This is a genomic window from Streptomyces sp. NPDC059454, assembly GCF_042749965.1.
Lineage (GTDB): Bacteria > Actinomycetota > Actinomycetes > Streptomycetales > Streptomycetaceae > Streptomyces.
Genome location: NZ_JBHYVC010000041.1, coordinates 24,110 through 47,587, shown reverse-complemented (window position 1 = coordinate 47,587; position 23,478 = coordinate 24,110). Strand labels below are relative to the sequence as shown.

Here is a 23,478-nt window from a genome sequence, read left to right as displayed (position 1 = left end):
GAGACGGAGCATGTTCCGCTTACCCGGACGCCACATCCTGACCGTGGGGACGGCCGTCGCCTCGGTGATCGCCGGCTCACTGCTCACCGCGGGGACGGCCACCCCCGCCCACGCCGCGGTCCCGGACACCATCCCCCTGACCATCACCAACAACTCGGGCCGCGGCGAGCAGGTGTACGTGTACAACCTCGGCACCCAGCTGTCGACCGGCCGGCAGGGCTGGGCCGACGCGAACGGCACGTTCCACGCCTGGCCCGCGGGCGGCAACCCCCCGGCCCCCGCACCCGACGCGGCGATACCGGGCCCGGCGCCCGGGCGGTCCGCGACCATCCGCATCCCCAAGTTCTCCGGGCGCGTCTACTTCTCCTACGGGCAGAAGCTGGTGTTCAAGCTGGCGACCGGAGGGCTGGTGCAGCCTGCGGTGCAGAACCCGACCGACCCCAACCGGAACATCCTGTTCAACTGGTCCGAGTACACGCTCAACGACTCGGGTCTGTGGCTCAACAGCACACAGGTCGACATGTTCTCCGCGCCCTACTCCGTGGGAGTGCGGCGCGCCGACGGCAGCACGGCGAGCACCGGGCGGCTCAAACCGGGCGGCTACAACGGGTTCTTCAACGCCTTGAGAGGACAGTCCGGAGGCTGGGCCGGTCTGATCCAGACCCGGTCCGACGGCACCGCGCTGCGCGCGCTGTCCCCGCTGTACGGGGTGGAGACGGGCGCTCTGCCGGCGTCGGTCATGGACGACTACGTCAACCGTGTCTGGCGGAAGTACTCCACCTCGACCCTGACGGTCACACCTTTCGCCAACCAGCCCGACGTCAAGTACTACGGCCGGGTCTCGGGTGACGTCATGAACTTCACCAACGGCGCGGGAGCCGTCGTCACCAGCTTCCAGAAGCCGGACGCCTCGTCCGTCTTCGGCTGCCACAGGAGGCTCGACGCCCCCAACGACCAGGTGCGCGGCCCGATCTCGCGCACCCTGTGCGCCGGATTCAACCGCTCCACGCTCCTGACCAACCCCAACCAGCCCGACTCCGGCTCCGGCGGCTTCTACCAGGACTCCGTCACCAACCACTACGCCCGCGCCGTCCACGCGCAGATGGCCGACGGCAAGGCCTACTCCTTCGCCTTCGACGACGTGGGCAACCACGAGTCGCTCGTCCACGACGGCAACCCGAGCCAGGCCTCACTCACCCTCGACTCCTTCGACTGACCGGTCCGGTGGCGGCGCGCGGACCGGACGCGCCGCCACCGGACCACCGGAGGACGGCGGTCAGCGCGGCGGTACGGGCCGTACGGCCAGGACGGCGATGTCGTCGTCGCTGTCGGCGCCCAGCCCGATGAGCAGCTCGTCGCAGAGCACGTCGAGCGGCTCCCGGGCCAGCGCGGCGGCATGCCGGCGGAGCCGCTCCATGGCGTCGTCCAAATGCTCTCCCCGGCGTTCGATCAGTCCGTCGGTGTACAGCAGCACCGTCGCATGCGCCGGGATCGCGTCCCGGGCCCGGGGCCGGAGCATCCGTGGGTCCACCCCGAGCAACAGCCCCGAGCCGTCCTCCAGATAGCGGGTGCGGCCGTCCGGCTCGATGAGCAGCGGCGGCGGATGCCCGGCGGAGGAGTGCACCAGCTCCCACGGGCCGTCCCCGCGGCCCTTGACCAGAGCGTAGACACAGGTGGCGGTGGACTCGCGGTACAGGCTGTGGTTCGCCAGGTCCAGGCGGTGCAGCACGGTCTCGGGCGGCTCCTGACGGTCCACGGCGATGCCCCGCAGCATGCTGCGCAGCTGGCTCATGGCGATGGCCGCGTCCAGGTTGTGCCCGGTGACGTCACCGATGACCAGCGCCGTGTCCCCGTTGGACAGGACGAAGCTGTCGTACCAGTCACCGCCGACCTGGGCGGTGGCGGAGGAGGCCGCGTAGCGGGCGGCCAGCCGCAGGTTCTCGACCTCCGGCAGCCTCGGCAGCAGCGAGCGCTGGAGACGTTCGGCGATGTTGCGCGTCTCCTGGTAGAGACGGAGGTTGTCCACTCCCAGGGCGAGACTGCGCACCAGGTCGTGGACCAGCGGCAGATCCTCTTCCGTGAACGGCGAGTCACGTCCGCGGCGGGCCACGGTGAGGACGCCGATGATCTGCCGACGGGCCCGGAGCGGGGCGACGACCGCGCTGTCCGCGCCCATGGTCCGGAACAGCCCCAGGTAGTGGGCGTCCAGAGGGCTCGTGACCTGGCTGGGCGACGGCGGCCCGGTGAGCAGCAGCGGGCCCGCCCCGCGCAGCGCACGGGCCAGGGGACCGCGGGCGGCGTCGGACACCGGCGGGAGCCGGCCCTCGTACTCCTCGGGCCAGGGACCGCCGGGCGGACGGTGGGTGAGGGAGACCCGCTCCACCTGGCCGCTCTCCGTGAACAGGTCCACCGCGCACCAGTCGGCCAGCCGCTGGGTGAGGATCCGGCCCACCTGTTCCAGACCCCCGTCCAGGTTCGGGGCGTTGCTCAGCGCGGCCGCGGTGTCGGCCAGCAGCGACAGCCGCTCCAGCGCGGACCGGTCCGCGGCCCGGCCGGTGGCCGGCGGGGGCGGCAGCTCCGGTTCCCCCTGTGTCAGGGACCGGACACGGCCGGGCGGGTCCGCGGAGGGACCGGGGACCGCCGCCCGCGGGGCGAGCTGGGCGACGAAGACGGTGCGGCCGTCGGCCGTCTCCTGCGGCTGGATGAACAGCCGTACGGGGATCAGCCGGCCGTCGCGGTGCAGCGCGGGCAGCGGCACCGAGCGGTCCAGGATCCGCGGCTGCCCGCTGAGCAGCAGGGACGTGAACGCCGCGACGTGCCGTCTGCGGAGGTGCTCCGGGATGAGCGTGGTGAGCGGTCGTCCGGCGAGATCGTCCGGGTGCCAGCCGAGCAGGTCGGCCGCCGGACCGTTCGCCGCGATGATCCGGTTGCGCTCGTCGGCGGCGATCGTCGGAGTTCTGCTCGCCTGCACCTGCCCGGCGTCCCACGCCACGGGTTCCGAGGGGCTGGCGCCCGGTTCCCCGGGCACCACCGTCCACGCCGTGGGGTGCGCCCCGGCCAGCTGTCCGACGATCTGGTCGAACAGCCACTGGTGGAAGAGGCGCTGCCGCGGCAGCGCCGGGAGCGTCAGCAGGCGTTCCTCACGGGCTCCCTCCTCGGCCAGGTCGAGCACCGCGCGCAGGGTCTGTACCGACGGCTCGGCGTCCGGCGGCACCGACAGGGGCAGTGAGCGGATCGCCTGTCCGGAGGGCTCCCGCCGCAGCGCGGCCGTCACGGACGTGGTGATCAGCTGGCTCATGTCCAGCGCGACGGCGAGGTCCTTCGGGGGGACACCGAGATCGTGGCCGGCGCCGACGGCCAGGGTCACCTCGCGCAACAGGGTGTGCCGGTGCTGCTGAGCCGCCGCGTAGAGCGCCGCCGGCACGTCGAGCAGCGTCACCGTCGTTCCGGAGCCGGAGGGTGCCACGACGGGCTCCCAGTCGTCCGGGTACCGGGGCGGTCCCCCGGGCCGCAGCTCGAACCACACCGTCTTGCCCCCGCCACCGGTTTCGACGCCCCGCCGGGACGACAGCCTGGCGACCAGCGGCAGACCCTGTCCCGTACCGGCGTAGGGCGGGCATCCGTGCGGCACGAGCCCGCGGTCCGGCCGGCGGTCGCCGACCCGCACATGGACCGTGCCGTCGTCGACGCGGGCCGCCACCTCGACCTCGGTGCGGGCATGCAGGACGACGTTGGTCACCAGCTCACTGACCAGCAGCTGAGCCGTGTCCACCAGGTCCGGCGCGGCACCACCGAGAGCGGCCCGCACGAACCGCCGGGCCTCCGCCACACTCTCCGGAGCCTGGGGGAAGCGACGCGATGACGTCCCGCGGGCCTTGAGGTGGTCGCCCATGTCCTCAGTCTGCCCCACCGGACCCGGCCGTTCCCCGGCCGACACGGCGCGAATCCCGCCGTACGCCCCTCCCGAACGGGTCCCTGACGATCACCGCGAACGGCGGGCCCCATAAGGTGCCTCCATGTCTGCCACGTTGAACGCGGGGAGAACCCGCGCCGCGCTGCGTACGTCGGCGCGTGTCTCCGGTGAACTGCTGCTGGTCCTGGTGGCGTCGGCGGTGGCGCTGTGGGTGCTGGGCCGGATGTGGTCGGTGGTCTGGCCGCTGATAGTCGGTCTGCTCCTCACCACGCTCACCTGGCCCCCGACCCGATTCCTGCGCCGCCGCGGGCTGCCACCCGCGCTCGCCGCGGCCCTGGTGACCGTGCTGTTCCTGCTGGTGGCCGCGGGCACCGTGGCACTGATCGCGGTGCCCGTGGCGTCGGAGTCCGGCGAGCTGGCCGACGGCGTCGTCGAGGGCGTCGAGCGGCTGCGCGAATGGGCCGCCGGGCCGCCGCTGAACATCGACGACGCCCAGATCGCCGGTGCCTTCGACACCGCGACCGCTCGCATCCAGGACAGCGCCGGCGCCATCGCCACCACCGCCGTCACGGGCGTGAGCACCATCTTCAGCGGTGTGGTCACGGCGCTCCTGGCGCTCTTCCTGATGTTCTTCTTCCTCAAGGACGGCCCGCGCTTCCTGCCGTGGCTCGGCCGGCAGCTCCCCGGGCGGCTCGCCACCGACGTCCCGGCCGTGGCCGAGCGGTGCTGGCTCACCCTGGGCTCGTTCGTGCGTTCCCAGGCGCTCGTCGGCCTGCTCGACGCCGTCTTCATCGGACTGGGCCTGTGGATCCTCGACGTCCCCCTGGTGCTGCCGCTGGCGGTGCTCACCTTCGTGTCCGCGTTCGTCCCCATCATCGGCGCCCTGTTCGCCGGCTTCGTCGCGGTACTGATCGCGCTGGTCTCCAACGGGCTGACGGACGCGCTGCTCGTGCTGGCCGTCATCATCGTGGTGCAGCAGCTCGAGGGCAACGTGTTCCAGCCCATGATCCAGAGCCGCGGTCTCGGACTGCACGCGGCGGTCGTCCTGCTGGCGGTGACGCTCGGCGGCAGTCTGACCGGCATCGTCGGCAGCCTGCTCGCCGTACCGGTCGCCGCCCTGATCGCGGTCGTCTGGAACTATCTGCGCGAGCAGCTCTCCGACCCGCCGCTCGAACCGCGGACCGACGGCCCCTCCACCTGACCGGCGCCCTCACCCACCGCATCGACAGGAGGCCTCACGTGACGTACGACCTCACCGCCCTGCGCGCCCAGGTGCCCGCGCTGGCCGCCGGCACCGCGCACTTCGACGGCCCCGGCGGCACCCAGACGCCGCTGCCCGTCATCGAGGCGATCGCCGCCGCGCTGTCCCGGCCGCTCTCGATCCGCGGCGACGGTCTGCCCGGCGAGCGCAACGCCGAGACCGTCGTCGTGGAGACCCGGCGCGCCATGGCCGACCTCCTGGGCGCCGACCCGGCGGGCATCGTCTTCGGCCGCAGCGCCACCCAGCTCACCTACGACTTCTCCCGCACCCTCGCCGACACCTGGTCACCGGGCGACGAGGTGGTCGTCACCACGCTGGACCACGACGCCAACATCCGCCCCTGGGTCCAGGCGGCCGGGCGGACCGGCTGCACCGTCCGCCGGGCGGACTTCGACCCGGCCACCGGCGAGCTGACCGCCGACGACATCCGCGCCGCGCTCTCCGGACGCACCCGGCTGGTGGCCGTCACCGCGGCCTCCAATCTGATCGGCACGATGCCCCCGATCGCCGAGATCGCGCGGATCACGCACGAGGCGGGCGCCCTGCTGTACGTCGACGGCGTGCACTACGCCGCACACGCCCCGGTCGACGTCGAGGCGCTCGGCGCGGACTTCTTCGTCTGTTCCCCGTACAAGTTCCTCGGCCCCCACCACGGCGTCCTGGCAGCCCGACCCGAGCTCTTGGAGACACTGCGCCCGGACAAACTGCTGCCCTCCACGGACGCGGTGCCCGAGCGCTTCGAACTCGGCACGCTGCCCTACGAGTTCCTCGCGGGCACCCGTGCGGCGGTCGACTTCCTGGCCGGGCTGGCCGCCGGGCCGGGCGGCAGCCGCCGTGCACGGCTCGCCGCGGCGTTCGAGGGGATCGAGGAACACGAGGGCGTCCTGCGCGACCGGCTGGAGAAAGGGCTGGCGGCCCTGGAGCAGGTCACCGTCCACTCCCGGGCGGCCCGGCGCACCCCGACCCTGCTGCTCACCCTCGACGGCCACCGCACCGAGGACGCCTACCGCTTCCTCGCCGAGCGCGGCGTCCACGCGCCTTCCGGCAGCTTCTACGCGCTGGAGGCGTCCCGCCGCCTCGGCCTCGGCGACACCGGCGGCCTGCGCGTCGGACTGGCCCCGTACACCAGTGGCGAGGACGTCGACCGGCTGCTGACGGGCCTGTCCGCCTTCCTGGGGCGGAAGACGGACGCGCGTGGGTGAGGACGGCGGTCTCACCTACGGCCCCCGCGGCGCCACCGCCCCGCAGGCCCTGGTCTGGTCTGCCTCCCCGCCCGGCTTCCGCCGGTTCGAGACGACCGTGACGATCGGACGGGGAGAGGACGTCTGGACCGCCGCCAGGGAGGCGGTGCTGCGGTGGGAGGTCAAACGGCGCAGCGGCTTCGCCGTCGCCCCGGCCGACGGGGGCGGCGTCGGAGTGCGCGAGCGCGGACGGTACACCGTCACGGCGGGCCTCGGCCGGTGCGTCGTGCGGGAGCCGGTCGAGGTCGTCGCCGTGGTGGCGAGCGGGGACCGGTGCGGTTTCGCCTACGGCACCCGCCCGGGCCACCCGGTCAGCGGGGAAGAGGCCTTCATCGTGCACCGGGAGGACGACGGCCGGGTCCTGCTGACCCTGCGTTCCCTGACCCGGGCGGCGCCGGCGGGCCCCTGGCGCCCGCTCTTCCCCGTTCTCCTGCTGGCACAGCTCCACGTCCGCAGGCGCTACCTCCGTGCCCTGCGGGACGCCGGGGTCAGGAGTACAGCGCCTCGATCTCGTCCGCGTAGGCCTCCTGCGCCGCCCGCCGCTTGACCTTGAGGGACGGCGTCAGGAGTCCGTTCTCCTCGGTGAACTCGCCCTCGATCAGGGTGAAGGCGCGGATGGACTCCGCGCGGGAGACGGCCTCGTTGGCGTAGTCCACGGCCTTCTGCACGTCGGCGCGCATCCGCGGGTCGCGGACGACCTCGGACATCGGGGTGCCGGCGGGCAGCCTGCGCACCGCCAGCCAGTGGGCGACCGTCTCGGGGTCGAGGGTGATCAGCGCGGCCACGAAGGGCCGGTTGTCGCCGACGACGAGGCACTGGCCGACGGGCGGGCGGCTGCGCAGCCGGTCCTCCAGGACGGCCGGGGAGACATTCTTGCCGCCGGAGGTGACGAGGATGTCCTTCTTGCGGCCGGTGATGGTCAGGTAGCCGTCCTCGTCCAGTGAACCGAGGTCGCCGGTGGTGAACCAGCCCTCGTCGAGCACCTCGTCGGTGGCGGCCGGGTTGTTCCAGTAGGAGCCGAAGACGATGCCGCCGTTGATCCGCACCTCGCCGTCGCCGGCGATGCGGACCGCGGTGCCGGGGACCGGGAGTCCGACCGTGCCGGGGCGGGGGCCCAGCGGCGGGACGATGGTGGCCGCGGCGGTGGTCTCGGTCAGGCCGTAGCCCTCGTAGACCATGATCCCGGCCGCGTAGAAGAAGAGGTTGAGGTCGCGCTCCAGCGGGGAGCCGCCGCTGATGGCGTAGCGCATCCGGCCGCCGAGTTCCTTGCGGACCTTGCGGTAGACCAGCAGGTCGTACAGTGCCCAGGCGGCGTACAGGCCGGGGCCGGGGCCCTTGCCGCGGCCCAGGAACCTGTCGAGGTGGGCCTCGCCGAAGCGGACGGCGACGCGGTGGGCGCGTTCGAAGGAGGCGCCGCGGCCGATCTTCTCGGCGGTGGCCCGGCCGGTGTCGTGGATCTTCTCGAAGAGGTAGGGAACGCCGACCAGGAACGTCGGGCGGAACGACTTGAGGGCGGGCCGGAGTTCGTCGGGCCTGATGCTCGGGAAGTGGCCGATCTCGATGCGGGCGAGCAGGCAGGCGATCTGGATGGTGCGGCCCAGGACGTGGGCGAGCGGGAGGAAGAGCAGGGTCGAGGCGGCCTGGCCCGTGACCTCCTTGAAGACGGGGTGCAGCAGCTCGACGGTGTTGGCGGCCTCGGCGTACAGGTTGGCGTGGGTGAGGACGCAGCCCTTGGGGCGTCCGGTGGTGCCGGAGGTGTAGCAGACGGTCGCGACGCTGTCGGGGGTCAGGGCGGTACGGCGCTTGGTGACCTCCTCGTCGGGGACGTCCCGGCCGAGTGCGGTGAGCTCGGCGAGGGCGTCCGCGTCCAGCTCCCACACGTGCGGGGGCCGGGGGTGGGCGGCGGTGCCGGTGGCGACGGCGGCCGTGTTCTGCGCGGTCTCCGTGACGACGTACCGGGCGCCGGAGTCACGGACGATCCACCCCACCTGCTCCGCGGAGGAGGTGGGGTAGACCGGCACGGTCCGGCCGCCGGCCGACCAGACCGCGAAGTCCAGGACCGTCCACTCGTAGCGCGTACGGGACATCACGGCGACCCGGTCGCCCGGTTCCAGCCCGGCGGCGATCAGCCCCTTGGCCACGGCGGTGACCTCATGGGCGAAGGCCGCCGCCGTGACCGGGCGCCAGACACCGCGCTCCTCGCGCCGCAGGACCACCGCGTCGGGGGCCTCGGCCGCGTTGGTGAACGGGATGTCGGCCGTACTGCCGGTGGTCCGCCGCGGGGCCAGGGCCGCCGTACGGGCCTCACGCACGACGCCGTGCTCGTCCCTGACGATCTCGACTCCGGTCCTGCTCGCCAGATCCGTGCGTCGTTTCGCCCGTTTCAGATCCTTGCGTACGCCCATGACGGCTCCCGGTCGCGGCTGATGCTCTCGTGCTGGCCCTGCCTTACTTACTCGGGAGTCAACTTACCCGTGCGTAAGGAGGAGTCAATGGGCCGGGGTCACTCCAGGCGGTTCGCCGCGCGGATCGACTCGGCCAGCTCACGGATGTCCTCGTCCTCCGTCCGGTCCGCCAGGTCGTGGACCCGCTCGGAGAGTTCACCCAGACCGGGGGCGCCGGGCAGCGCGCTGTAGCGGTGGTCGAAGGAGCGCAGGGCGTCGGCGAAGTAGGCCGCGGCGGCGGTGACCGTCAGACCGCGCCGCGCGCTCCACACGGAGTCGACGAGGCCGTCGGCCTCCAGATCGCCCGTCTCCTCGTGCGGGGCGCGGCTGTCGGGATCGAGCCAGCGCACGGTCGCCGTGGCGAGGTGGCCGTCGGCCCCGGCCCTGGTGCGCACGGCGTACAGGGCGGTCACGGTGTGGCCGGGCCCGACCTCGCCGCCGTCCACCCGGTCGTCACGGAAGTCCTCGTCGGCGACCCGCCGGTTGTCGTAGCCGACGAGCCGGAACTCGGCGACCGTCTCCGGGTCGAAGGCGACCTGCGCCTTGGCGTCACGGGCCGTCAGTTCGATGTTGCGGGGCAGTTGCTCGCAGAACACCTCGCGGGCGTCCTCCTCGCCGGACACGTACACCGTGTGGCCGTCGCCCCTGTCGGCGAGCGTCTCCATGAGTTCGTCGCCGTAGTCGCTGCCGACGCCGACGCCGAACAGGGTGATGCCGTGCTCGCGGCGGGAGTCCGCGATGCGTTCGAGGATCGCGTCGGCGTCCGTGTCACCGGTGTTGGCGAGGGCGTCCGAGACGAGCACGACCCGGTTGGTCGCGCCCTCGCGCAGCCCCTCGACCGCGGTCTCGTACCCGGTCTCGACACCCGCCCCGAGGTTGGTGGAGTCGGTCGGCTCCAGGCTGTCGACGGCGTCGTGCACCTCGCCCCGGTTGCCGCCGAGCCGGGTCATCGGCAGGACGGTCTCGGCCTCGTCGCTGAAGGTGACGATGGCCACCGAGTCGTCGTCGCGCAGCCGGTCCGTCATGGTCGCGAGGGAATCCTGCGCGAGGTCGAGGCGGCCCGGTTCCGCCATCGAACCCGAGATGTCGATGACGAACGTCAGAGCGGCGGGCGGGCGTTCACCGCCTGGATCGGCGGCCCTGGTGGCCAGGCCGACCCGGACCAGCGACCAGTCCTCCTCCTCGGTGCGGGCGCCGTCCACGGTGACCGTGAAGCCGTCGCCGCCGGGACGCTCGTAGTCCTGCCGGAAGCTGTTGACGAACTCCTCGGGACGGACGGTCGACGGATCGGGCAGCCGGCCCTCCGCGAGGGTGCGGCGGGCATAGCCGTACGAGGCGGTGTCGACGTCCAGCGCGAAGGTCGACAGGTAGTCGGGATCGGGCGCGACCTCGCGGGAGTCCTGCTCGCCCTCGTCCCGTTCACCGTCGTACCGCCCTCCCGGGCCCCGGTCGGGTCCGGGCAGCGGCGCCGAGCCGTCGCCCCCGCGGTCGTAGGACGCGTCGCTCGCCTTGGAGCCGCTGTCGCTTCCCGCACTGCAGCCGCCGGCCAGCAGGCAGCTCGCCGCCGCGAGCGCGAGCAGCGCTCCGGCCGGCCGTCGTGTCCCGTGCCACTTCATCGTCCGTGTCCCCTCGGTTGGTCGACGCCGACTTCAGTGACTGTGACGGCGCGACGGGCCGGAACGTGCGGTACGGAGCGTTGCAGGTGAGTCTCGAAGAGGGCACGGAGGGGGTCCGCCGAGACCGGTAGGTGATCTTCCGTTGACCTGCGGTCCCGTGTGCTCGCCGTCGAAACCGCGCCGGGCCGGGGTGAACGGCGCGCGGACGGACGTTGTGCCGCCCGCCGGGCGGTGGTAGTGCCTGCACCACCACCGTCCGGTCACTGGCTGCATGGGCGGCGGCGTCCGCACCTCCTACCGTCGTGGATGTTCCCCGACGAGCTCCGCCCGGAAGGCGCCCCACCATGTCAGTGACCCCGGCCGACGTCGCCGTCGGCCTCGACCATGTGCACAAGACGTACGGCGGTGATCAGCCGGTCGTGGCGCTGGACGACGTGAGCGCCGTGTTCGCGCGCGGCACGGCGACCGCCGTGATGGGACCGTCCGGCTCGGGCAAGAGCACCCTGCTGCACTGCGCGGCCGGACTGGACCGGCCGGGCTCGGGGACGGTGCGGATCGGGGCCACCGATCTGTCGTCGATGTCCGAGAAGCAGCTGACCGAACTGCGCCGCAGCCGGGTCGGCTTCGTCTTCCAGGCGTTCAACCTGGTGGGCGCGCTGAACGTGGAGCAGAACATCCTGCTGCCCTCCCGGCTGTCGGGCCACCGGCCGGACCGGGCCTGGGTGGCCGAGGTGATCGGGCGGGTCGGACTCGGCGACCGGCTGCGGCACCGGCCCGCGCAGCTCTCCGGCGGCCAGCAGCAGCGCGTCGCCATCGCCCGCGCGCTGGTCACCCGCCCCGAGGTGATCTTCTGCGACGAACCCACCGGGGCCCTGGACACCCGGACCGCCGCCGACGTCCTCGCCCTGCTGCGGTCGGCGGTCGACCAGTTCGGGCAGACCGTCGTCATGGTGACCCACGACCCGGTCGCCGCGTCCTGCGCCGACCGCGTGCTGGTCCTCGCCGACGGGCGGATCGTGCGGGACATGCCACAGCCCGGCGCCGAGCGGATCGCCGAACACCTGGCGCTGCTCGGCCGCCGGCAGCCCGTCGTGAGCCGGGAGGGCTGAGCCGTGCTCCACCTGGCCGCGCGGATGGTGCGCTTCCGCAAGGGCGGCTTCGTCGCCACGTTCGTCGCACTCGCCGCGGGTGTCGCCGTCCTGATGACCTGCGCCCTGCTCGTGGAGTCCGGATGGCGCTACAAGGGCGAACCGCAGCGCTACGGCGCCACGGTCGCCGTCGTCGCCGACCGGGACCTGCGGGTGGCCGGCCCCACGGTGTTCGGCGAGACCGAGTACACCACCGTGACGCTCCCCGAACGCGGCGGTGTGAGCGCCGCGTTGACCGGCGAGCTGGCTGCGGTGCCCGGTGTGGCGCGTGCGGTGGGCGACCGTGCGATCGCGGTCACCACGACGGTGGCCCCGGACCTGCCGGCCACCGGCCACGGGTGGGCGAGCGCCGCCCTCGCCCCGTACCGGCTGGTGACCGGCGCGCCGCCGCGCGCCGACGGGGAGATCGCCGTCGACGCCCGGCTCGCCGACGGCCGCGGACTCGCCCCCGGCGGCACCATGGACGTCATCACCGGGGGAGAGAGCCGGCGGTACCGGGTGAGCGGCGTGGTCGAGACCGACGGCGCGCCGGGGGAGCGGGCGGCGCTGTTCTTCACCGACGCGCGGGCGGCCCGCCTCGATCCGCACCCGGACCGCTTCGACGCCATCGGCGTCCTCGCCGAACCGGACGCCGACCGCTCCGCCGTGCTCGACGCGGTGCGCCGGGTGGCGGGCGGCGCGGACGCCACGACGTACACCGGTGACGAGCGCGGACTGGCGGCACAGCCCGAGGCCGCGGCCGCACGGGCGTTCACCCTCCAGGCGGGCGGCGCGTTCGGCGGATACGCCGCGATGATCATCGTCTTCGTCGTCGCCGGGACCGTCGGCCTGTCGGTACGGCACCGGCGGCGCGACCTCGCCCTGCTGCGGGCCGTCGCGGCCACCCCGGGCCAGGTGCGGCGGATGCTCCTCGCGGAGGTGGGTCTGCTCGGTCCGGTCGCCGCCGTCGTGGGCGTCCCGGCCGGGCTGCTCGCCACGCGGTACATCCGCGACGAACTGGTGTCCCGGGAGTTCGTGCCCGACGGTTTCACCGTCCGGGGCGGACCGCTGTCCGCGGCGGCCGTGATCGTGGCCGTCGCCGCCGTGGCACTCCTGGCCGCCTGGATCGCCGCGTTGCGCGTCACCCGGATCAGACCCACCGAAGCGCTCGGGGAGGCGGCCGTGGAACGCGGCCCCGGCAGCAGGGCCCGTGTGGTGACGGGCCTGGTGTTCCTCGCCGCCGCGGTGTCCCTGACCGGCCTCACCGGCGCCACCGACGGTCAGACCGCGCTGGGCGCCGCGATGGGCATGCTCTACGCGTTCGTGCTGGGGGTCGCGCTGCTGGCGCCCTGGATCAACCAGGCTGCCGCCCGGCTGCTCGGGCCCGTTCTGCGGGCCGTGTGGGGCGACAGCGGCTACCTCGCCGCAGCGAACCTGCGGGCCAACGCGCGCGGCATGGTCGCCGTACTCACCGCGCTGGTGCTCTCCGTCGGCTTCGGCGGCACCGTCTGGTTCCTGCAGGACAACCTCCAACGGCAGACCGTCGTCCAGAGCCGCGACGGCGTCCTCGCCCAGCACGTCCTGACCGGTGCCGCCGGCCTGCCCGCCTCCGCCACCGCCGAGGCCCGCCGCATCCCCGGCGTGCTCGCCGCGACCGGGGTGCGCCGCACCTCGGTCGTCGTGCCGGGCCGACTCGAGGCGCAGGCCGTGGTCGCCCAGGGCATCGACCCGAAGGGCGTGGAACGCACGATGGATCTGAAGGTCCGCGCGGGCGGCCTCGCCGCGCTGCGCGAGGACACCGTGGCCGTGTCCACCGCACGGGCGGACGCCGCCGGCTGGGACCTCGGGGACAGGGCCCGGCTGTGGCTCGGCGACGGCACACCCGTCACCCTGCGCGTCGTCGCGCTGTACGAACGCGGCTGGGGCTTCGGCGACGTCACCCTCCACACGAAGACCCTCGCCGGGCACACCGTCACCGGACTCGACGACCGGGTGCTGATCCGCACCGCGCCGGACGCCGACGCCGGCACCGCCCTGGCCGGCCTCGCCCGCCGCCACCCGGCCGCCGCGGTGGTGGACACCGACCGGCTGACCGGCGACATCGCCCAGGACCTGGCCATCAGCGGCTGGCTGAACAGACTGCTCATCGCGGTCCTGGTCGGATACGCGGTCCTGGCCGCCGCCAACACGCTCGTCATGGCCGCCCTGGCCCGGACACGGGAACTCGCCCTGCTGCGCCTGGCCGGCGTCACCCGCCGTCAGGTGAAGCGGATGGTGCACGCCGAACAGGCCGGCCTGCTGGGCGTGGCGCTCGTCATCGGCGGCGCGATCGCGGCCGTCACCCTGACCTCGATCGTCAACGCCGTGGCCGGGCAGCGCGTGCCCCACGTTCCGGTCGCCGGCTGGGCCGCCGTCGTCGTCGGCACCGTCGTCCTGGCGCTCGTCGCCACGATGCTGCCCATCGGCCGGCTGCTGCGCACTCCTCCGGTCGAGGGCATCGGCATCCGCGAGTGAGCACCCCGCGCCGTTCCCGGGCCCGGAGCACTCCCGGCCGCGTACCGCACGCGGCCCGCGGCGCCGCCGGCCGCGTACCACTGGGCGGATGGCCCGGCGGGCTCGGAACCGGATGTTCTATCCTCCGCGCCTGGGAGGTGCGGACGGTGGTGACTCACGAGGCGGCGTCGGCGCGTCCACGGGCCGTGCCGGTCCGTGCCCGGGCCGCGCTGGACGCGCTGGAACACCTCATCGGCGGTATGGGCACCGGCCTGCTGGCGCTGCTCGCGATGCTGTGGCTGGTCCTGACGGCGGCGGCCTGCCTGGTCGGTGTGGGCCTGTGGCTGCTGCCGTCCGCCCTGCACGCGGTGCGGGCCGTCGCCGACCGGGAGCGGGTCCGGCTGTCCCGGTGGGGCCCGGAGATCATCGGTCCGGCGGAGCCGCCGGCCGGGCTCCGGGCGGCGCTCGCGGACCGCGCCGTACGCCGTGAGGTGCGCTGGGTCTGCACGCACGCGCTCTTCGGCCTGCTCCTCGGACTGATCGGGGCGACACTGCCGCTGAACGCGGTACACGACATCACCTTCCCGCTGTACTGGCGCCTCCTGCCGGAGAGCGAGGCCACCGCGGCCCTGGGCTGGTGGACCGTGCGCGACTGGCCCGGCGCCCTGTTCGTCACCTTCCTCGGTGTGCTGTTCGTCGCTGCCATCGTGCTCTGCGCCCCCGGGCTCGCCCGCCTCCAGGCATGGCCCGGACGGCGGCTGCTCAGCCCCGACCCCGGGACCGACCTCGTCCTGCGGGTCGCCGAACTCACCGCCACCAGGGCCGCCGCACTCGACGCCCACGCCACCGAACTGCGCCGCGTCGAGCGGGCGCTGCACGACGGCACACAGAACCGGATCGTCGCGGTCACCGTGCTGCTCGGCGCGGCCCGCCGCGCCCTGACCCGGAACCCCGCCGAGGCCGAGGCCGTCCTCGAGCGCGCCCAGGAGGCCGCCGAACAGGCGCTGGCCGAACTGCGGGCGGTCGTCCGCTCCATCCTCCCGCCGGTCCTGGCCGACCGCAGTCTGCCCGACGCCCTCACCGCCCTGGCGGCCGACTGCCCGGTGCCCTGCCGCGTCGACGCCGACGTGGCAGGCCGGTGCGCGGCGTCCGTGGAGGCGACGGCGTACTTCGTGGTCGCCGAGGCGCTCAGCAACATCGCCAAGCACAGTGGCGCCCGCGACGCCGGTGTCGTCGTGCGACGCCTGGACGACCGGCTGTACGTGGAGATCCACGACGACGGCCGCGGCGGCGCGGACGAGCGGAACGGATCCGGGCTCACCGGCATCCGCCGACGCACCGAGGCGCACGACGGAACACTGGAACTGGCCAGCCCTCCCGGCGGCCCCACCACCCTGAAGGTGACCCTGCCATGCGGATCGTGATCGCCGAGGACGACGCCCTGCTGCGCGAAGGGCTGGCGCTGCTGCTGCGCGCCGAGTCCCTGGACGTGGTGGCCACGACCGAGAACCCCGGCGCCTTCCTGGCCGCGGTGGACGCGGAGAAGCCGGACGTCGCCATCGTCGACGTCCGGATGCCGCCCACCCACACCGACGAGGGGATCACCGCGGCCGTGGAGGCCCGGCGGCGCCGGCCCGAGCTCGCCGTCCTCGTCCTGTCCGCCTACGTCGAGCAGGCCTTCGCCACCGATCTGCTCGCCCAGGGCAGCGCCCGGCTCGGCTATCTGCTCAAGGAACGGGTCGGCCGGGTCGAGGAGTTCCTCGACGCGCTGCACCGGGTGGCGGACGGCGGCACCGCCATCGACCCCGAGGTCGTCGCCCAACTGCTCACCCGCACCCGGCCGGACGCCCGGCTGCAGCGGCTCAGCCCGCGCGAGCGGGACGTGCTGGCGCTGATGGCCGAGGGACTGGGCAACGCGGCCATCGCCGAACGGCTCGTCGTCACCGAAGGCGCTGTCCACAAGCACATCCGCAACATTTTCGCCAAGCTCGATCTGGCGCCCGCCGACCGCGCGGACCGCCGTGTCGCGGCCGTGCTGCACTACCTGGAGGACGCCCGGCGCCGGGCCTGACCCGGCGCCGGACGCCGCGCGGTCAGGCGGCCAGCCGCTGGGCGAGGCTCTTGGCCTTGACGGCCGCGTCCTCGTGGGCGCGCTCCCGGGAACTCTCGAAGAGCGGGACCAGCTCGGCCATCGCCGGGTTCTGCGCGGCCATGGTCAGCTCCGGGACGATGAAGGCGAGCTCGAGACCGAGGAAGTCGACCAGTACCGCCCGCAGGTAGTTCTGGACGTACTCGTAGCCCTCGCGAGGGGTGCCCGGCGCGTAGGAGCCGCCGCGGCTGGCGATCACGGTGACCGGGGTGCCCTTGGCGGAGGGTTCCTCACCTGCCGTACGGCCCATGACGATCACGTTGTCCAGCCACGCCTTGAGGGTGGAGGGGATCGTGAAGTTGTACATCGGGGCGCCGATCAGCAGCGCGTCCGCCCGCTCGAACTCCTCGATCAGTTCCAGGCGCCCGGCGAAGGCGTCGGCCTGCTCGGGAGTGTGCGCCGACGGATCCGCGAAGGCCGCTGTGTGGGCGTCGGCGGTGAGGTGCGGAACCGGGTTCGTGGCGAGGTCGCGGTAGATCACCGTGCCCTCGGGGTGCTGCTCCTCCCAGGCCTTGCGGAAGGTCTCCGCCACGGCGCGGGAAGCGGAGGCGGACGCCGGGAACACGGAGGAATCGATGTGCAGAAGGGTGGCCATCTGGGGTTTTCTCCCATGAGTGCAGGGGCGGAGACGCGGGACACCGCCGCTGAGAATTCGTACTCGACTATGAATAACACAGGGACTTACTTTTTTTCATCCCCTTGCGGAGAGGTAGTACCCTGGGGGCATGGCGGTCGAGCAGGTGCATGGATCAGAGGCGTGCAGGAAGGTGGACGGCGGTATCACCCGCGTTTTCCAGCTGCTCGGCAAGCGCTGGACCGGACCGATCGTGGCCGTGCTGGTGGAACAGCCGGCGTACTTCGCCGATCTGCGCCGGGCCGTCCCCGGCATCAGCGAGCGCATGCTCTCCGACCGGCTGACCGAACTGGGCACCGCGGGACTCCTGGTCCGGGAGGTCGACGAGGGACCGCCGCTGCGGGTCACCTACCGCCTGACGGAGTCGGGCGCCGCGCTGGGACCCGCGCTCAGGGAACTCGGCAAGTGGGCCGAGACACATCTGCCCGAGAGCGGGCCCTGTACGGAGTCGACGGGCTGCTGAGGTCGCCGGCCCGCCGGACTACTCCTCGAACAACGTCTCCTGCTCGCCCTCCTTGGCCTTCCGCAGCCGCCGGACGCGCGCCCCCACCGCCGTCGTCGTGGCCGCCGCGGTCACCGCGAAGGCCACCGGGATCATCCAGCTCCGGTTGACCGCGTGGCCGAGGGCGTGGTCCAGGGAGAGCCGGCCGGGACCCGTGACGGCGAGTCCGGCGGCCGTCAGGCCCAGGGACGCGGCGTACTCGAAGCCACCCTCCTGGTTGAAGAAGCCGTTGGGCGCGTGCACGGCGGACGCGCCCGCCATCGCACCGGCCGCCGCGGCGCCCGCCGCCGGGGTGGCGAGACCGAGTGCGAGCAGCACGCCCCCGCCGGCCTCGGCGAGGCCCGCCGCCGTGGCGCTCGCCCTGCCGGGCACATAGCCGATGGACTCCATGAACTGGCCGGTGCCCTCGAGGCCGCCACCGCCGAACCAGCCGAACAGCTTCTGCGCGCCGTGCGCCGCGAGCACCCCGCCCGTTCCAAGGCGGAGCAGCAGCAGGCCCAGATCGCGTCGGTCGTCACAGGTCACGTCGTCTCCCGGGGCAGTGGCTCGGCCCGACCACAGTCGCACCCCCGCCACCGGTCCGGCGCGCCACCGGTCGCCGTTCGGGTGACGCGGGTGGCGGGGCCCGGCGGCCGGTACGACGCTGGCGGACATGACGATTCAGAGCACCCGTCTCAGCGACCCCGCCGTCCGTGCCTTCGTCACGGCCGTCAACAACCACGACCGGGACGGTTTCCTGGCTCTGCTGGCGCCCGGTGCCACCATGGCGGACGACGGTTCCGAACGCGACCTCACCGAGTGGATCGACCGGGAGATCTTCTCCTCCCACGGGCACCTGGAGGTCGACAACGAGTCCGGCGGCGGCCGTCGCCTCCTCGCCCGCTACCGCAACGACGCCTGGGGCGAGATGCGCACCCGGTGGTCCTTCACCGTCGACGACGACGGCCGCATCTCCCGCTTCGAGACCGGTGAGGCCTGACCCGGACGTCCCCGCCCGGCTCCGACCGCGGCCCACTCCGTCAAACGTCAGGGCGGTGAGGGCCGGGTGAGGGGATGGTCACCGATCTCCCCCAGCCGCTGGTTGGCGCTTCAAGCAACGCGCTCAGCTCGGCTTCTGCCCGCCGGTTGGCTCTGACATGGGTGGACGTTGTGGAGATGTGCCGTCGCGCCACGTCCGCCGTGGAACCCCGCCATTGATCTGACCGCGACAAGTGGTCACTCTTCTCGTCAGCCTCCGCGTGACACCGCGCCGGAGGTCAACCCCCCACACCTGACGAGGAGATCCCTCTTCATGACGCATCAGATGCGTACCGTCGCACTGAAGGTCACCGCCGCGGCATGCGCGGTGACGGCCGCCACCACGGCCGCTCTTCTCGGGGCGTCGTCCGCCCGTGCCGCCGAGCCCGCACACGGCGCCGTCATCGGCCTCGACGCCGAAGGCGCCGTCGCGGGCAGCTACCTCGTCCTGCTCGACGAGAAGACGACGTCCGCCGGCGAGAAGGACCTGGCCCGGGAGTACGGCGGCAGGCTCAGCCGGTCCTACGGAGCCGCCCTCGACGGCTTCGCCGCGGCGGGCCTGTCCGAGTCCGAGGCCGAGCGCCTCGCGGCCGACCCGGCCGTCGGCGCCGTCGTCGCCAACCGCACCCTCCACGCCACGGCCACCCAGGACGGCCCTCCCTCCTGGGGCCTCGACCGGGTCGACCAGGAGGACACCGCCGGCGACGGCAAGTACACCTATCCCGACAAGGCGGGCGAAGGGGTCACCGCCTACGTCATCGACACCGGCGTACGCGTCACGCACAAGGACTTCGAGGGCCGGGCGAGCCACGGCTACGATGCCGTCGACGACGACGGCACCGCGGACGACGGCAACGGCCACGGCACGCACGTCGCCGCCACCCTCGCCGGCGCCGCGCACGGCGTCGCCAAGAAGGCGGACGTCGTGGCCGTCAGAGTCCTGGACGACAACGGTTCCGGCACCACCGAGCAGGTCATCGCCGGCATCGACTGGGTCACCGAGAACCACAAGGGGCCCTCCGTGGCCAACATGAGCCTGGGCGGCGCAGCCGACCCCGCCCTCGACGCGGCGGTCGGCAAGGCCGTCGCCTCCGGGGTCACCTTCGCCGTGGCGGCCGGCAACGAGTCCGCCGACGCCGGACAGGGCTCACCCGCCCGCGTACCGGAGGCCCTCACCGTCGCCTCCAGCACCGAGGACGACGCCCAGTCCGACTTCTCCAACTTCGGTACGGCCGTCGACCTCTACGCGCCCGGCTCCGACATCACCTCGGCCTGGAACGACAGCGACGAGGGCACCAGGACGATATCCGGCACCTCGATGGCCTCCCCCCACGTGGCCGGCGCGGCGGCCGTGTACCTGGCCGGCCACCCCGTCGCCACCCCGGCGGCCGTGGCGACGGCGCTGACGGGCACGGCCACCACGGACAGGATCGGCAACCCCGGCACCGGCACACCGAACAAGCTGCTCAAGATCACGGAGTAGTACTCCACCGGCACGCATGAGGGCCGGGAGGGCCACGGAGGGGGCCACAGAGGAAATGTTTCCTCTGTGGCCCCCTCACACCCGCGGCGGGGCGGGGGGGGGTGGCCCGGTTCGCAAGGCGTCCCCGACCGGCCCCCCACCCCATGGGCTTGGTAACCCGCAGGCTGAAGGGATCGAGAATGTTCCGCAAGGTGCTGGTCGCCAATCGCGGCGAGATCGCGATTCGGGCGTTCCGCGCGGGCTACGAGCTGGGTGCCCGAACCGTCGCCGTCTTCCCGCACGAGGACCGCAACTCGCTGCACCGGCTGAAGGCCGACGAAGCGTACGAGATCGGCGAACCGGGACATCCGGTGCGGGCCTACCTCTCCGTCGAGGAGATCGTCCGCGCCGCGCGCCGCGCGGACGCCGACGCCGTCTACCCGGGCTACGGATTCCTGTCCGAGAACCCCGAGCTGGCCAGAGCCTGCGAAGAGGCCGGCATCACCTTCATCGGACCCGACGCCCGGATCCTGGAACTGACCGGGAACAAGGCCCGTGCCGTGGCCGCCGCCCGCGAGGCCGGTGTGCCCGTGCTCGGCTCCTCGGCGCCCTCCACCGACGTCGACGAACTCGTCGGCGCCGCCGACGGCATCGGTTTCCCCGTGTTCGTCAAGGCGGTCGCCGGCGGCGGCGGGCGCGGCATGCGCCGCGTCGAGGACCCCGACCGGCTGAGGGAGGCCATCGAGGCCGCCTCCCGGGAGGCGGCGTCCGCGTTCGGCGACCCCACGGTGTTCCTGGAGAAGGCCGTCGTCGAACCCCGCCACATCGAGGTGCAGATCCTCGCCGACGGGCAGGGCGACGTCATCCACCTGTTCGAGCGGGACTGCTCGGTGCAGCGCCGCCACCAGAAGGTGATCGAACTCGCGCCCGCGCCGAACCTCGACCCCGCGCTGCGCGACCGCATCTGCGCCGACGCCGTGAACTTCGCCCGGCGGATCGGCTACCGCAACGCCGGCACGGTGGAGTTCCTCCTCGACCGGGACGGCAACCACGTCTTCATCGAGATGAACCCGCGCATCCAGGTCGAGCACACGGTGACCGAGGAGGTCACCGACGTCGACCTCGTCCAGGCGCAACTGCGCATCGCCGCCGGCGAGACGCTCGCCGACCTCGGTCTCTCGCAGGAGACCGTCACCCTGCGGGGCGCCGCGCTGCAGTGCCGCATCACCACCGAGGACCCCGCCAACGGCTTCCGCCCCGACACCGGCCGCATCAGCGCCTACCGCTCGCCCGGCGGCTCCGGCATCCGCCTGGACGGCGGAACCACCCACGCCGGTACGGAGATCAGCGCCCACTTCGACTCGATGCTGGTGAAACTCACCTGCCGGGGCCGGGACTTCGGCGCCGCGGTGGGCCGGGCCAGGCGAGCGGTGGCCGAGTTCCGCATCCGCGGCGTCGCCACCAACATCCCCTTCCTGCAGGCGGTCCTGGACGACCCGGACTTCCGGGCCGGGCACGTCACGACCTCGTTCATCGAGCGGCGTCCCGAACTGCTCACCGCCCGCCACTCCGCCGACCGCGGCACCAAACTGCTCACCTACCTCGCCGACGTCACGGTGAACAAGCCGCACGGCGAGCGGCCCCGGCTGATCGACCCGCTCACCAAGCTGCCGCCGCTGCCCGCCGGTGAACCGCCGGCCGGCTCGAGGCAGCGGCTCGCCGAACTCGGCCCCGACGGCTTCGCCCGCCGGCTGCGCGACGCGCCGACCATCGGCGTCACCGACACCACCTTCCGCGACGCCCACCAGTCCCTGCTCGCCACCCGCGTCCGCACCAAGGACCTGCTCGCCGTCGCCCCCGTGGTGGCGCGCACCCTGCCCGAACTGCTCTCGCTGGAGTGCTGGGGCGGCGCCACGTACGACGTCGCCCTGCGCTTCCTCGCCGAGGACCCGTGGGAGCGCCTGGCCGCCCTGCGGGAGGCCGTGCCCAACATCTGCCTCCAGATGCTGCTGCGCGGCCGCAACACCGTGGGCTACACGCCGTACCCGACCGAGGTGACCGATGCCTTCGTCCAGGAGGCGGCGGCGACCGGCATCGACATCTTCCGCGTCTTCGACGCGCTGAACGACGTCTCCCGGATGCGGCCCGCCATCGACGCCGTACGCGAGACCGGCACGGCCGTCGCCGAGGTGGCCCTCTGCTACACCGCCGACCTGTCCGATCCGGCCGAGCGGCTCTACACCCTGGACTACTACCTGCGCCTGGCCGAGCAGATCGTCGAGGCCGGCGCCCATGTCCTGGCAGTCAAGGACATGGCCGGACTGCTGCGGGCCCCCGCGGCGGCGACGCTGGTGTCGGCCCTGCGCCGGGAGTTCGACCTGCCGGTCCACCTGCACACCCATGACACCGCCGGTGGCCAGCTCGCCACCTACCTCGCCGCGATCCAGGCCGGCGCGGACGCGGTCGACGGAGCGGTGGCCTCGATGGCGGGCACCACCTCCCAGCCCTCCCTGTCGGCGATCGTCGCCGCGACCGACCACTCCGAGCGCCCCACCGGCCTTGACCTGACGGCCGTCGGCGACCTGGAGCCCTACTGGGAGAGCGTCCGCAAGGTCTACGCACCCTTCGAGGCCGGCCTGGCCTCGCCGACCGGCCGCGTCTACCACCACGAGATCCCCGGCGGACAGCTGTCCAACCTGCGCACCCAGGCCATCGCGCTGGGCCTGGGGGACCGCTTCGAGGACATCGAGGCGATGTACGCCGCCGCCGACCGGATGCTCGGCCGTCTGGTGAAGGTCACTCCCTCGTCGAAGGTGGTCGGTGACCTGGCACTGCATCTGGTGGGCGCGGGCGTGTCCCCGGCGGACTTCGAGCAGGAGCCCGACCGGTTCGACATCCCGGACTCCGTGATCGGCTTCCTGCGCGGCGAGTTGGGCACCCCGCCCGGCGGCTGGCCCGAGCCGTTCCGCAGCAAGGCCCTGCGGGGCCGTGCCGAGCCCAAGCCCGTCCAGGAACTGACCGCCGACGACCGCGCCGGCCTGGCGAAGGACCGTCGGGCGACCCTCAACCGTCTCCTCTTCCCCGGCCCCACCCGGGAGTTCGAGACGCACCGCCGGTCCTTCGGTGACACCGGCGTCCTGGACAGCAAGGACTTCTTCTACGGGCTGCGCCCCGGCACGGAGTACAGCGTCGACCTCGATCCCGGCGTGCGGCTGCTCATCGGACTCCAGGCGGTGGGCGACGCCGACGAGCGCGGCATGCGCACCGTGATGTCCACCCTGAACGGTCAGCTGCGGCCGATCCAGGTCCGTGACCGGGCGGTGGCCTCCGACATCCCGGTCACGGAGAAGGCCGACCGGGCCGACCCCGGCCATGTCGCGGCTCCCTTCGCCGGTGTGGTGACCCTCGCGGTCGCCGAGGGCGACGAGGTGGCGGCCGGTGCCACGGTGGCCACGATCGAAGCGATGAAGATGGAGGCCGCGATCACCGCCCCGAAGTCCGGCACGGTCACCCGGCTGGCCATCAACCGCGTCCAGCAGGTGGAGGGCGGCGACCTCATCGTGGAAATCGGCTGAGCCGGGAGCCGGGAGCCGGGAGCCGGGAGCCGGGAGGCGCCCCG

At 73.2% G+C, this 23,478-nt stretch carries 17 protein-coding genes; 12 read left to right on the top strand and 5 right to left on the bottom strand.

What is annotated here, in order from left to right:
- Window positions 1–10 precede the first annotated feature (10 nt).
- A complete protein-coding gene (locus ACFXAE_RS24820; RefSeq protein ID WP_384718569.1) occupies window positions 11–1,216 on the top strand; it encodes a glycoside hydrolase family 64 protein in 1,206 nt (401 codons plus the stop codon).
- A gap of 60 nt (window positions 1,217–1,276) precedes the next feature.
- Here ACFXAE_RS24820 and ACFXAE_RS24815 read toward each other — a convergent pair whose 3' ends face one another.
- On the bottom strand, window positions 1,277–3,892 hold the full coding sequence (locus ACFXAE_RS24815; RefSeq protein ID WP_384718567.1) for a SpoIIE family protein phosphatase: 2,616 nt from the start codon (window positions 3,890–3,892) through the stop codon (window positions 1,277–1,279).
- Between the two features lie 124 nt (window positions 3,893–4,016).
- On the opposite strand from ACFXAE_RS24815, the gene ACFXAE_RS24810 reads away from it, so the two are divergent.
- The 3 genes from ACFXAE_RS24810 to ACFXAE_RS24800 are packed head-to-tail and all read left to right on the top strand — an operon-like array spanning window position 4,017 to window position 6,962.
- Entirely contained in the window at window positions 4,017–5,114 is a 1,098-nt protein-coding gene (locus ACFXAE_RS24810) for an AI-2E family transporter (RefSeq protein WP_384718565.1), read from the top strand.
- A 38-nt stretch (window positions 5,115–5,152) separates the two neighbouring features.
- Window positions 5,153–6,376, top strand: a complete 1,224-nt coding sequence (locus tag ACFXAE_RS24805; protein ID WP_384718563.1) for a cysteine desulfurase-like protein — start codon at window positions 5,153–5,155, stop codon at window positions 6,374–6,376.
- Window positions 6,369–6,962: a DUF1990 family protein gene (locus tag ACFXAE_RS24800; protein ID WP_384718561.1), complete on the top strand. Its 594-nt coding sequence runs from the start codon at window positions 6,369–6,371 to the stop codon at window positions 6,960–6,962. The genes ACFXAE_RS24805 and ACFXAE_RS24800 overlap by 8 nt, the downstream gene beginning before the upstream one ends.
- On the opposite strand, the gene ACFXAE_RS24795 is transcribed toward ACFXAE_RS24800, so the two are convergent.
- Both ACFXAE_RS24795 and ACFXAE_RS24790 read right to left on the bottom strand, forming a co-directional pair.
- Window positions 6,904–8,820 carry an AMP-dependent synthetase/ligase gene (locus ACFXAE_RS24795; protein WP_384718559.1) on the bottom strand — a complete coding sequence of 639 codons (1,917 nt, stop codon included), beginning with the start codon at window positions 8,818–8,820 and terminating at the stop codon, window positions 6,904–6,906. The two genes, ACFXAE_RS24800 and ACFXAE_RS24795, sit on opposite strands and share 59 nt — an antisense overlap.
- 98 nt (window positions 8,821–8,918) lie before the next feature.
- A complete protein-coding gene (locus ACFXAE_RS24790) occupies window positions 8,919–10,475 on the bottom strand; it encodes a von Willebrand factor type A domain-containing protein (protein WP_384718557.1) in 1,557 nt (518 codons plus the stop codon).
- 344 nt (window positions 10,476–10,819) lie between these two features.
- Between ACFXAE_RS24790 and ACFXAE_RS24785 the strand changes: the two genes are divergently transcribed.
- The 4 genes from ACFXAE_RS24785 to ACFXAE_RS24770 all read left to right on the top strand — a co-directional run bounded on the left by ACFXAE_RS24785 (window position 10,820) and on the right by ACFXAE_RS24770 (window position 16,166).
- A complete protein-coding gene (locus tag ACFXAE_RS24785) occupies window positions 10,820–11,584 on the top strand; it encodes an ABC transporter ATP-binding protein (RefSeq protein ID WP_384718555.1) in 765 nt (254 codons plus the stop codon).
- A gap of 3 nt (window positions 11,585–11,587) precedes the next feature.
- Complete coding sequence (locus tag ACFXAE_RS24780; RefSeq protein ID WP_384718553.1) at window positions 11,588–14,116, top strand: FtsX-like permease family protein; 2,529 nt, start codon at window positions 11,588–11,590, stop codon at window positions 14,114–14,116.
- Window positions 14,117–14,265: 149 nt separating this feature from the next.
- Window positions 14,266–15,519, top strand: a complete 1,254-nt coding sequence (locus tag ACFXAE_RS24775) for a sensor histidine kinase (protein ID WP_384718587.1) — start codon at window positions 14,266–14,268, stop codon at window positions 15,517–15,519.
- Window positions 15,507–16,166, top strand: coding sequence for a response regulator (locus ACFXAE_RS24770; RefSeq protein ID WP_384718551.1), 660 nt, complete (start codon window positions 15,507–15,509; stop codon window positions 16,164–16,166). The genes ACFXAE_RS24775 and ACFXAE_RS24770 overlap by 13 nt, the downstream gene beginning before the upstream one ends.
- Window positions 16,167–16,188: 22 nt before the next feature.
- On the opposite strand, the gene ACFXAE_RS24765 is transcribed toward ACFXAE_RS24770, so the two are convergent.
- Window positions 16,189–16,839, bottom strand: a complete 651-nt coding sequence (locus ACFXAE_RS24765; RefSeq protein ID WP_384718549.1) for an FMN-dependent NADH-azoreductase — start codon at window positions 16,837–16,839, stop codon at window positions 16,189–16,191.
- Window positions 16,840–16,969: 130 nt separating this feature from the next.
- On the opposite strand from ACFXAE_RS24765, the gene ACFXAE_RS24760 reads away from it, so the two are divergent.
- Complete coding sequence (locus tag ACFXAE_RS24760; protein WP_384718547.1) at window positions 16,970–17,341, top strand: winged helix-turn-helix transcriptional regulator; 372 nt, start codon at window positions 16,970–16,972, stop codon at window positions 17,339–17,341.
- Window positions 17,342–17,359: 18 nt separating this feature from the next.
- Here ACFXAE_RS24760 and ACFXAE_RS24755 read toward each other — a convergent pair whose 3' ends face one another.
- Window positions 17,360–17,905 (bottom strand): DoxX family protein, encoded by a 546-nt coding sequence (locus tag ACFXAE_RS24755; protein WP_384718545.1) that lies wholly within the window; start codon window positions 17,903–17,905, stop codon window positions 17,360–17,362.
- 127 nt (window positions 17,906–18,032) lie between these two features.
- Between ACFXAE_RS24755 and ACFXAE_RS24750 the strand changes: the two genes are divergently transcribed.
- The 3 genes from ACFXAE_RS24750 (at window position 18,033) to ACFXAE_RS24740 (ending at window position 23,434) form a co-directional block, all read left to right on the top strand.
- A complete protein-coding gene (locus tag ACFXAE_RS24750; protein ID WP_384718543.1) occupies window positions 18,033–18,359 on the top strand; it encodes a nuclear transport factor 2 family protein in 327 nt (108 codons plus the stop codon).
- Window positions 18,360–18,671: 312 nt separating this feature from the next.
- A complete protein-coding gene (locus tag ACFXAE_RS24745; protein WP_384718541.1) occupies window positions 18,672–19,880 on the top strand; it encodes a S8 family serine peptidase in 1,209 nt (402 codons plus the stop codon).
- A gap of 179 nt (window positions 19,881–20,059) precedes the next feature.
- Window positions 20,060–23,434, top strand: coding sequence for a pyruvate carboxylase (locus ACFXAE_RS24740; protein WP_384718539.1), 3,375 nt, complete (start codon window positions 20,060–20,062; stop codon window positions 23,432–23,434).
- The last annotated feature ends 44 nt before the right edge of the window (window positions 23,435–23,478 follow it).

Excerpts from the sequence above, each read along its gene's own strand:
- ACFXAE_RS24765 (WP_384718549.1), bottom strand. The coding sequence starts at position 16,839 with ATGGCCACCCTTCTGCACATCGATTCCTCCGTGTTCCCGGCGTCCGCC.
- ACFXAE_RS24745 (WP_384718541.1), top strand. The coding sequence starts at position 18,672 with ATGACGCATCAGATGCGTACCGTCGCACTGAAGGTCACCGCCGCGGCA.
- ACFXAE_RS24820 (WP_384718569.1), top strand. The coding sequence starts at position 11 with ATGTTCCGCTTACCCGGACGCCACATCCTGACCGTGGGGACGGCCGTC.
- ACFXAE_RS24790 (WP_384718557.1), bottom strand. The coding sequence starts at position 10,475 with ATGAAGTGGCACGGGACACGACGGCCGGCCGGAGCGCTGCTCGCGCTC.
- ACFXAE_RS24795 (WP_384718559.1), bottom strand. The coding sequence starts at position 8,820 with ATGGGCGTACGCAAGGATCTGAAACGGGCGAAACGACGCACGGATCTG.
- ACFXAE_RS24785 (WP_384718555.1), top strand. The coding sequence starts at position 10,820 with ATGTCAGTGACCCCGGCCGACGTCGCCGTCGGCCTCGACCATGTGCAC.
- ACFXAE_RS24810 (WP_384718565.1), top strand. The coding sequence starts at position 4,017 with ATGTCTGCCACGTTGAACGCGGGGAGAACCCGCGCCGCGCTGCGTACG.
- ACFXAE_RS24750 (WP_384718543.1), top strand. The coding sequence starts at position 18,033 with ATGACGATTCAGAGCACCCGTCTCAGCGACCCCGCCGTCCGTGCCTTC.
- ACFXAE_RS24815 (WP_384718567.1), bottom strand. The coding sequence starts at position 3,892 with ATGGGCGACCACCTCAAGGCCCGCGGGACGTCATCGCGTCGCTTCCCC.
- ACFXAE_RS24770 (WP_384718551.1), top strand. The coding sequence starts at position 15,507 with ATGCGGATCGTGATCGCCGAGGACGACGCCCTGCTGCGCGAAGGGCTG.
- ACFXAE_RS24760 (WP_384718547.1), top strand. The coding sequence starts at position 16,970 with ATGGCGGTCGAGCAGGTGCATGGATCAGAGGCGTGCAGGAAGGTGGAC.
- ACFXAE_RS24740 (WP_384718539.1), top strand. The coding sequence starts at position 20,060 with ATGTTCCGCAAGGTGCTGGTCGCCAATCGCGGCGAGATCGCGATTCGG.